This window comes from Flavobacterium sp., from assembly GCF_020217025.1.
GTDB lineage: Bacteria > Bacteroidota > Bacteroidia > Flavobacteriales > Flavobacteriaceae > Flavobacterium.
Genome location: NZ_JAIWOF010000097.1, coordinates 1 through 10,000, shown reverse-complemented (window position 1 = coordinate 10,000; position 10,000 = coordinate 1). Strand labels below are relative to the sequence as shown.

The window sequence follows — 10,000 nt, the reverse complement described above, 5'->3', positions numbered from 1 at the left end:
CAAAAAACCATCAGTTTCCCGATGGCTTATTGCTTACTTTTTCAAAAACTTTTTATATCCCAAAAATCCAAAAAACCCAATTAAGACAAAAGGCCAAAGCACCACTACAAACGAAATAATGTGTTCCAACATAAACCAACCCGTTTTTACACTATCCCAAATTTGTAAGCCAATATTTGGTCGGTAAGCGTTGATGCTTTTTTCATTAGCTACCATTTCTTGTTTGATGCTTTCGTCTTGGTAAATGTTTAGCGTTAACGTACTAAAGTTCACTTGGTCTTGTAACGATAAATTCTGTAATTTTGAAGCATCATTTTGCTCTTTTTTCGCATCTAAGGTTGCTTCGGCATCCACAACTTGATTTAGTTTTTTTCCTTTCGAATCAATTGCATTTGCCAAACGTTTTTCAGAGAAATTACTTCTTTTTTGCGCTAGTTCATTCGATAACATTTGTAAGGAAACATCATCTGCTTTAATGATGCGATAATCTAAAAAGTGAATTTGTTTGGCAATGGTTTTAATCACCGTGTCCATTTTCGTATTCGGAACACGTATAGTTATATTGTTATCCACTTTATATTTTGTAGTCACTAAAGTACTATCCTGACTCACTTTGGTTCGGTCTTCGCTGTGAATGTTGCTTTGAAGATTGGTATAGGTTACAAATCCACCAAATTTCGTTGTAGCATCTTCAATCGCATAAGTCGATTTGGCGACATTCTTGACTTTGAATTTTACATCGGCGGTTCGAACAAATTTTCGATTACTGTTTTTGTTTTCAACGGCGGCAGATGAAGAAATTATGCTTGTACTATCAGTTATAGCATTTTCAGAATAATCAGGTGTTTCTTCCGCAACTCTTTCTTTACAAGATAAGACCATGCCAAGTGCAAGCAAAGTCAATACGATTTTGGTGTTTTTGTTCATAAAAATTCATTTTTAAATTTATTGATTAATTGTTTTTAATACGTGTAGTTTTAGAATCAATACAAATGAATTTTTAATGGGTTAGTTGTTGAGGCAAGAATAAAAACCGTGCCAAATTTTAACATTTGAACCATTTTCCAACAACTATTTTTTTGTTGTACTTTTACGAAGTAAATTTTCCAATTTGAGAACAGTAATTACAAAAGATATTTCGCCGTTTTCCGACTTTAAAAACCAACTTTTGCATTGGGCGAACCAACACAGAGAAGTCGTTTTTTTAGATTCTAATCAGTATCATCAAAAGTACTCGAGTTACGATGCGGTTTTGGCGGTTGATGCTTTTACTTCGATTAAAACCGATTACGAAAATGCGTTTCAAGATTTGTATCAGTACCAAAGTCAAACTAAAGATTGGTTGTTTGGTTATTTGTCCTACGATTTAAAAAACGATACCGAAGATTTGCAATCCAATAATTTCGATGGATTAGCATTTCCCGATTTGTTTTTCTTTCAACCTAAAAAGTTGTTTTTGATTAAAGAAAATAAGGTAGAAATTCAATATTTAAGAATGTGCGATGACGAAATAGAAACCGATTTCGAAGAAATCATTTCAACAACATCCATCATCCATCATCCATCATCCATCAATATAAAACAAAGAATCTCAAAAGAAAACTACCTTTCCAAAGTTTCAAAAATGCTCGAACACATTCATCGTGGCGACATTTACGAAGCCAATTTTTGTATGGAATTCTATGCCGAAAATGCTGAAATTGAACCTTTGGAAATCTATCAAAAACTAAATGCGATTTCGGAACCACCTTTTGCGGTGTATTTCAAAAATAATTTTCAGTATTTACTTTCTGCTTCACCAGAACGTTATTTGCGAAAAGAAGGTTTAAAAGTCATTTCCCAACCTATAAAAGGAACGGCAAGAAGAAGCTTCGACTTAGAACAAGATGAACAATTGAAATCTGATTTAAGTTTAAACGAAAAAGAGCGTTCAGAAAACATCATGATTGTCGATTTAGTCCGCAACGATTTATCGCACACCGCCACAAAAGGAAGCGTTCAAGTAGAAGAATTGTGCCAAATTTACACGTTCAAGCAAGTCCATCAAATGATTTCGACCATTGTTTCCGAAGTAGAAAATACGACTTCGCCCATCGAAATTCTGAGAACCACTTTTCCAATGGGAAGCATGACAGGAGCACCAAAGATTTCGGCTATGCAAATTATTGAAGCATTAGAAGAAACCAAACGCGGATTATACAGTGGAGCAGTAGGTTATTTTACTCCAAACGGCGATTTCGATTTTAATGTCGTGATTAGAAGTATTTTGTACAATTCCCAAAATCAGTATTTGTCTTTTTCCGTTGGAAGTGCCATAACTTCTCAAGCCATTCCAGAAAATGAATATGAAGAATGTTTGTTGAAGGCAAAAGCGATGTTTGAAGTTTTAAGCTAGGGAAAAGTTATAAGGGATTAGGGAAAAGTTAAAAACAATAAGATATGAAAAGTTATAGAGATTTAATAGTTTGGCAAAAATCAATGAGTTGGGTTACCTTAGTTTATTCTCTAACATCAAAAATTCCTGAAAGTGAAAAATTTGGATTGATTTCACAAATTAGGAGAAGTTCAGTTGCTATTCCTTCAAATATAGCTGAAGGTTATGGCAGAAATTATAAAAAAGATTACTCAAGATTTTTACAAATAGCAAGAGGTTCTTTATTTGAATGTCAAACTCAAATAGAAATTGCTATTAATCTAAATTTTATCTCCAAAGAAGATTGTAAAGAAATTAATGAATTGTCTATTGAAATTGAAAAAATGCTAAATTCGCTAATCAATAAATTATCAGATAACTAATCCCTAATCCCTTATTACTAATTACTTTTGTTCATGCTTACAAAATTTCAAAGTCATATAACTACAAATTTCCCAGAACTAAAAGACAAGAAATTGCTCTTAGCGGTTAGTGGTGGAATTGATAGTATGGTTTTATTGGATTTGTTTTATAAGATGAGGTTTGATATTTGCGTTGTACATTGTAATTTTCAATTGCGTGGAAAAGAGAGTTATGGAGATGAAATGTTGGTCAGGGAAATTTGTCAAGATAGGTATATTCCATATTTTATTGAGACGTTTGATACATTCGAATTTGCTAATGAAAACAAACTTTCTATTCAATTAGCCGCTCGAAAGTTGCGTTATGATTGGTTTCAAGAAATTATTTCACTTGGATTTGATTATGTTTTAACAGCGCATCATTTAGATGACAGTGTGGAAACATTTTTAATCAATTTCACCAGAGGAACTGGCTTAGAAGGTTTGACGGGAATTCCAGCTCAAAATGGAAACATTATTCGTCCGTTGTTGCCTTTTTCTCGTTTGGAAATTGAGAATTATGCGTTAGAAAATAAAATTCAATGGCGAGAAGATTCGAGTAATGCTTCGGATAAATATTTCCGAAATAAACTGCGTCACGACATTGTTCCCATTTTAAAAGAATTGAATACTGGATTTTTAGATTCGTTTCAAAATACCTTAGATCATTTGCAACAAGTAGAAAGTTTAGTTAATGACGCTTCTAAATTGGTTTATGAAAAAGTTGTTGAAGTAAAAGAAAATCAATTAGAAATTCATTTAATATCATTGCTTCAATTCAAAAATTACAAAGCGTATTTGTATCAATGGTTAAAAGCATATGGATTTTCGGCCTGGAATGATATTTATGATTTGGTGGAAGCACAATCAGGAAAACAAGTATTTTCAGAAACGCATGTTTTGTTGAAAGACCGAGAAAAATTAATCCTTTTTGAAAGAAAATCATCAAATAATTCAGCAATTTTTATTATTGAATCGTTAGATAGTAAAGTTAATATTCCCTTAAAACTTAGGTTTTATAAAGGAGTTAACATTTTTGAAACACATTCGAATTGTATATTTGTAGATGAAAGTAAACTCAAATTTCCGCTTACTATTAGAAAAAGGCAAGAAGGAGATTATTTTTATCCATCAGGAATGAATGGGAAAAAGAAATTGAGTAAATATTTCAAAGATGAAAAATATTCGCTTTTAGATAAAGAAAATCAGTGGTTATTATGTTCGCAAGACCAAATTGTTTGGGTAATTGGAAAACGAGTAGATAATCGATTTACAAGTAATGAAACAACACAAAACAGTATAAAAATCGTATTAGAAGAATGAGAAAATATTTTGCCTTAATCGCCTTAATTTTTGGATTTTTTGGAAATGCACAAATTATAAATCCGGTACAATGGAAAACTAAAGTCGTTCAAAAATCGGCTACCGAATTTGAATTGGTTATGGATGCTACTATCGAAAATGAGTGGCATATGTATTCGCAATTTACACCAGAAAACGGACCACTTCCAACGGTTTTTGATTATAAAAACTCAAAAGGGAACTTCGATTTAGTTGGGAAAACCAAAGAAAGTCCATACAAAAAAGTATACAACGATATTTTTGAAGTAGACGAATATTATTTTGCAAAAACGGCTCAGTTCAAGCAAATCATTAAAGTTACCAATCCAAAAGTAAAAGAGGTAAAAGTTTATGTAGAATACCAAGTTTGTAAAGAGCAATGTATTCAGCAAGATGCTACATTTACGTTTAAATTACCAGAAATTAAGGTAGAAGAAGTTACATCAACAAATATAGTTTCAAATGATACAACTTCTGTTAGTACCGATACAACATCGATTACAACTACTGATTCTGAAAAAGCTACAAAAGAAATTGTTCCGACTTCAACTTCAAACGAAGAAGAGAAAAGCTTATGGGGAATTTTCATTTTAGCCTTCTTAGGCGGCTTTGCAGCTTTACTTACGCCTTGTGTATTCCCAATGATACCAATGACAGTAAGTTTCTTCACCAAACAAAGTAAAACTAAAGCGGCAGGAATTCGTAATGCTTTTATTTATGGGATTTCTATTATTGTTATTTATGTTGGTTTAGGAATGATAATTACGGCACTTTTTGGAATTGATTCATTAAATGCGTTATCGACTAATGTTTGGTTTAACTTGATATTTTTTGTTATTCTAATCGTTTTTGCTGCTTCATTTTTAGGAGCATTTGAAATCGTTTTACCTAATTCATTTTTAAATAAAATCGACAGACAAGCCGATAGAGGTGGAATCATCGGAATCTTCTTCATGGCGTTAGCCTTAGCTGTTGTATCTTTTTCATGTACTGGACCAATTGTAGGATCATTATTAGGAGAATCAGCAAGACAAGGTGGAATAGGACCAATAGTTGGAATGTTAGGATTCTCATCTGCCATTGCATTACCTTTTATGTTGTTTGCTATGTTCCCAGGTTGGATGAATTCTTTACCAAAATCAGGTGGATGGTTAAATACGGTTAAAGTTTCATTAGGATTCTTAGAATTGGCTTTTGCTTTCAAGTTTTTATCTAATGCCGATTTAGTTTTACAAACACATTTATTAGAAAGAGAAGTCTTTTTAGCAATTTGGATAGCTGTTTTTGGAGCTTGGGCGTTATATCTTTTCGGAAAATTAATCTTGCCTCACGATAGTCCAATGACACATATTTCTGTAGGTAGATTATTCATAGCTTTATTTGTTACTACATTCACTATTTACTTAATTCCAGGTTTATGGGGAGCGCCACTAAAAATATTGAGCGGATTCACACCACCAATGACTTACAGTGAAAGTCCGTATGGAGTTGGTTATCAAAATACAGTAAGTTCTGGAGTTTCTTCTGAATCTGCTTTACCAGAAAATGCGCATATTGGACCATTAGGAATAACGGCATTTCATGATTATGAAGAAGGCTTAGCGTATGCAAAAAAAGTAAACAAACCAGTTTTATTAGATTTCACCGGACATGCATGTGCGAATTGTAGAAAAATGGAAGAAAATGTATGGTCTGATGCAGAAATATTGAAAATTTTAAAAAATGAAATTGTCTTAATTTCTCTTTATGGTGATGACCAACGTGAATTACCAAAAGAAGAACAATACGTTTCTAAATCAGGAAGTGAAGTGACTACCATTGGGAAAAAGTGGAGAGAATATCAAATTGAACGATATAACATTAATGCCCAACCTTATTATGTAGTTTTAGATGCTGAAGGTAAAGATATTTCTAAACCAGTAGGCTATACACCTAATGTTGAGGAATACAAATCTTGGTTAAAAGAAGGCATTTCAAAATTCAAAAAATAAATCAAATCCCGAGCAATCGGGATTTTTTATTTCAAAAACTTTTCTATATTTGTATCTATATAAGCCATTTAAATAGTATAAGCCATGTTAGTAAAAGTATTCGGAAGCGCCGTTTTTGGCGTTGAGGCCACTACAATCACAGTAGAAGTAAACACAGAAAAAGGAATCGGTTATCATTTAGTTGGACTTCCCGATTCGGCCATAAAAGAGAGCAGTTTTCGAATTGCTGCTGCACTTAAAAACAATTCCTATCAATTTCCTGGTAAAAAAATCATTGTAAATATGGCGCCTGCCGATTTACGAAAAGAAGGTTCTGCCTACGATTTAACCATTGCAGTTGGAATCTTAGCAGCTTCTTCCCAAATCACCTCAAAAGAAATCGAAAATTACATCATCATGGGCGAATTATCGCTCGATGGCACTTTGCAACCTATAAAAGGAGCGTTGTCGATCGCTATTAAAGCCAAAGAAGAAGGTTTTAAAGGTGTGATTATTCCCATTCAAAATGTCAAAGAAGCTGCTATTGTTGAAGATTTGGATGTTTACGGAGTTTCTAACGTTACCGAAGTAATCGAATTTTTTGAAGGAAAAGGAAATTTAGAACCCACAAGAATTGATACAACCGAAGAATTTTCAAAAACTCTAAACTTTCCAGAACACGATTTTGCTGATGTCAAAGGTCAGGAAGGAATTAAACGTTGTATGGAAATTGCGGCGGCTGGTGGTCATAATATTATTTTAATTGGTCCGCCAGGTTCAGGAAAAACCATGTTGGCAAAACGATTACCTAGTATTTTACCTCCAATGACCATGCGAGAAGCGTTGGAAACTACTAAAATTCATTCCGTTGCAGGAAAAACAAAAGATGTGGGTTTGATGGCGCAGCGTCCCTTTAGAAGTCCACATCACACAGCGAGCTCTGTTTCTCTAGTTGGAGGTGGAAGTTATCCACAACCAGGTGAAATTTCTTTGGCACATAACGGTGTTTTATTTTTAGACGAATTACCCGAATTTAAACGAGAAGTTTTAGAAGTAATGCGTCAACCTTTAGAAGATAGGGAAGTCACGATTTCGAGAGCCAAATTTACAATTACATATCCATCCTCTTTTATGTTGGTAGCGAGTATGAATCCGAGCCCTGGCGGTTATTTTAATGATCCGAATGCGCCTGTGAGTTCTACTCCACAAGAAATGCAGCGCTATTTGAGCAAGATTTCGGGACCATTGTTAGATCGAATTGATATTCATATTGAAGTTACTCCAGTTCCGTTTGAAAAACTAACTGAGACTCGAAAAGCAGAAAGTAGTGTAGCGATTAGAGAACGTGTTACGAAAGCTCGACAAATTCAATCTCAACGCTTTGAAAATTTTGAACATATTCATTACAATGCGCAAATGAGTAGCAAACTAATTCGTGAATTTTGTGTTTTAGATGAGGTTTCGTTGAAGTTATTAAAAACAGCGATGGAACGATTAAATTTATCTGCAAGAGCTTACGATAGAATTTTAAAAGTTTCAAGAACGATTGCCGATTTAGAGAATTCTCAGTCTATTCAATCCCATCATATTGCAGAAGCGATTCAGTATAGAAGTTTGGATAGGGAAGGGTGGCTAGGTTAGTTAAATAGTAATTATTGAATTCTTCTAGAAGCAATTAGAAGAATTCAATAATTTAAAAAATATCTTGTTTGGAATCTATTTGAATCCATTTTTTGTTACTATTGAGTTTAAAAGAACCAATATGTTCTTTATTCCAATGATTTGGATGAATTAATGAAAGAAAATTAGAACCATCTTTAGCTAAATACAAATGATAAGTTTCTCCAATTATAGGTTCAAACGAATATTTGGCATTGTATAAAATTTCATTCCATTCGTATTCTTGCATTAATTTTTCATACTCGGCTTTGAGTTCGTTAAACTTGCTTTCAAATTCTTTGTTTACGTTTCTAATACCAATATTTTTCCAATCCACAACGTTATCCAATTTAATTGCTGGCGCGCCAACACTCGTAGGATAAGCGAGAACATTAGCATTATATCCGTTTTCTTCTGAAAAAACTACATTATCAGGAATTTTGCTTTTCATCTTATCTTTTTGAAATTTTGTTGTTAGTAATAGCTCTTTGAAGTTTGCATTTGAATCTATCAATGCCTTCAACTCGTTTGGCTAAATGTTTTGTTTTGCAATTTTCAACTCTATTTCTCCACAATTTATAACTGCTGAATTTGAGTTCTTTTTTCATTAAAGCCTTAACATCTGCTTCACTCAAACCAAATTGAAATTTTATAGCATCAAAAGGAGTTCTGTCTTCCCAAGCCATTTCAATTATTCTGTCAATTTCAATATCGGTGAAGTCTTTTTTGGATGAAACATTCATTTTGTTTAAAATTTAATTAAAAAAGTTAAACAAAATTACAAAAAAAATAAATATGATGGATACAGATTTGAATTATTTATGTTTTTTCCAATATTTTGCTCCATAGCTACAAAAAATCTCTTGTTGGGATTTGATTTTCTTTGTAGCTACGATGCAAACATTATCATCATCGTCTAATGTTATCTTGGAATTGTTTTTGAATGCTGATTTAGAGAAAGCTTCGGCATCATTAGCATATTTAGCAAAGCAATCTACATTCATAGAATCTAGTAGGGAACCATCTAACATGTTAATGAAATAGCGGTCATTTCCTTCAGAAACTCTTTTTTGAGCTTCTTCATCGATTAAAATTTCTCCTTTAAAAAGTGATATAATTTCATTTGGATAGATATCAATTGCTGTAAACAAACCTTTTCCAGCATTTGGTATTTGAGAATCTTGAATATATAAATAATCAGATTCGGGTGCTTCAATTTTCAACACAATTAAAGTTCTTCGGCAAAAGTATCGCCTAATCGAATATCGCCCGATTTAAAGCCTTTCATAAACCATTTCATTCGTTGTTCAGAAGAACCATGTGTGAAAGAATCAGGTACAACATGCCCTTGCATTTTACTTTGAATTGCATCATCACCTACAGCATGAGCTGCACTTAATGCTTCATCAATATCACCTTCTTCTAAATATTTTTGGTTGTAATGTGCCCATAATCCACCATAAAAATCGGCTTGTAATTCTAAACAAACGGATAATTTATTGGCTTCAGCTTCGCTTTTTCCTTGTTGTAATTGTCTTACTTTCCCAGAAGTTCCAAGTAAAGTTTGAACATGATGCCCCACTTCATGAGCAATTACATAAGCTATTGCAAAATCACCACCTTTAGCTCCAAAACGAGTTTTTAGCTCCTCAAAAAAAGCTAAATCCATATATACTTTATGGTCGCCTGGACAATAAAACGGTCCTGAAGCTGAACTTGCACCACCACAAGCAGTTTCAACTGAACCTGTAAATAAAACCATCTTTGGTTGTTCGTAAGTTCCTAAATTATTTTCTTCAAATATTTTAGTCCAAATATCTTCTGTGTCAGCAAAAACGGTTGAAACGAATTCGCCCATTTCTTTTTCTTCTGGAGTAAGTTCTCTTTGTTCAACTTGCTCTGTTTGTTGAGTACCTTGACTTTGTTGAATGGTATCGACAAACGGTGCTGCTTCTGGAAAAAACATTTTTACAAGAAAAAAGACAATTGCAATGGCACCTCCACCAGCAACTACTTTTCCTCCGCCTGACATTCCTCTTCTATCTTCTACGTTGTCACTTTGACGTCTGCCTATCCATTTCATAAGAAATATTTTTTAAATTATTAAAATCCGAAACGAACTCCTAAATATAAATCGGCTTGTTTTCCGCTATCAGCTAAAGCTGTAAATACACTGTTTGATCCTATGAAAAATCCAGCTAATCTAAAACCAATTC

General features: G+C 33.2%; 10 protein-coding genes. 5 read left to right on the top strand and 5 right to left on the bottom strand.

Going from position 1 to position 10,000, the window contains the following annotated elements:
- Window positions 1–33 precede the first annotated feature (33 nt).
- Complete coding sequence (locus LDL23_RS04730; protein WP_291264684.1) at window positions 34–927, bottom strand: DUF4349 domain-containing protein; 894 nt, start codon at window positions 925–927, stop codon at window positions 34–36.
- Window positions 928–1,111: 184 nt separating this feature from the next.
- On the opposite strand from LDL23_RS04730, the gene LDL23_RS04725 reads away from it, so the two are divergent.
- The 5 genes from LDL23_RS04725 to LDL23_RS04705 all read left to right on the top strand — a co-directional run bounded on the left by LDL23_RS04725 (window position 1,112) and on the right by LDL23_RS04705 (window position 7,766).
- Window positions 1,112–2,395 (top strand): anthranilate synthase component I family protein, encoded by a 1,284-nt coding sequence (locus LDL23_RS04725; RefSeq protein WP_291264683.1) that lies wholly within the window; start codon window positions 1,112–1,114, stop codon window positions 2,393–2,395.
- A gap of 44 nt (window positions 2,396–2,439) precedes the next feature.
- Window positions 2,440–2,796, top strand: a complete 357-nt coding sequence (locus LDL23_RS04720) for a four helix bundle protein (protein ID WP_291264682.1) — start codon at window positions 2,440–2,442, stop codon at window positions 2,794–2,796.
- A 33-nt stretch (window positions 2,797–2,829) separates the two neighbouring features.
- Window positions 2,830–4,137, top strand: coding sequence for a tRNA lysidine(34) synthetase TilS (gene tilS / locus LDL23_RS04715; RefSeq protein ID WP_291264681.1), 1,308 nt, complete (start codon window positions 2,830–2,832; stop codon window positions 4,135–4,137).
- Window positions 4,134–6,146: a cytochrome c biogenesis protein CcdA gene (locus LDL23_RS04710; RefSeq protein WP_291264680.1), complete on the top strand. Its 2,013-nt coding sequence runs from the start codon at window positions 4,134–4,136 to the stop codon at window positions 6,144–6,146. Before tilS ends, LDL23_RS04710 begins: the two co-directional genes overlap by 4 nt.
- A gap of 84 nt (window positions 6,147–6,230) precedes the next feature.
- Window positions 6,231–7,766 carry a YifB family Mg chelatase-like AAA ATPase gene (locus LDL23_RS04705; RefSeq protein ID WP_291264679.1) on the top strand — a complete coding sequence of 512 codons (1,536 nt, stop codon included), beginning with the start codon at window positions 6,231–6,233 and terminating at the stop codon, window positions 7,764–7,766.
- A 52-nt stretch (window positions 7,767–7,818) separates the two neighbouring features.
- Here LDL23_RS04705 and LDL23_RS04700 read toward each other — a convergent pair whose 3' ends face one another.
- From LDL23_RS04700 to LDL23_RS04685, 4 genes are all read right to left on the bottom strand, one after another.
- The gene (locus LDL23_RS04700) at window positions 7,819–8,235 is read right to left on the bottom strand and encodes a DUF2452 domain-containing protein (protein ID WP_291264678.1); all 417 of its coding nucleotides are present in this window, start codon (window positions 8,233–8,235) and stop codon (window positions 7,819–7,821) included.
- 1 nt (window position 8,236) lies between these two features.
- The gene (locus LDL23_RS04695) at window positions 8,237–8,527 is read right to left on the bottom strand and encodes a TIGR03643 family protein (RefSeq protein WP_026726682.1); all 291 of its coding nucleotides are present in this window, start codon (window positions 8,525–8,527) and stop codon (window positions 8,237–8,239) included.
- 72 nt (window positions 8,528–8,599) lie between these two features.
- On the bottom strand, window positions 8,600–9,007 hold the full coding sequence (locus LDL23_RS04690; RefSeq protein WP_291264677.1) for an SET domain-containing protein-lysine N-methyltransferase: 408 nt from the start codon (window positions 9,005–9,007) through the stop codon (window positions 8,600–8,602).
- A 5-nt stretch (window positions 9,008–9,012) separates the two neighbouring features.
- Complete coding sequence (locus tag LDL23_RS04685; protein WP_291264676.1) at window positions 9,013–9,867, bottom strand: neutral zinc metallopeptidase; 855 nt, start codon at window positions 9,865–9,867, stop codon at window positions 9,013–9,015.
- Window positions 9,868–10,000 lie beyond the last annotated feature (133 nt).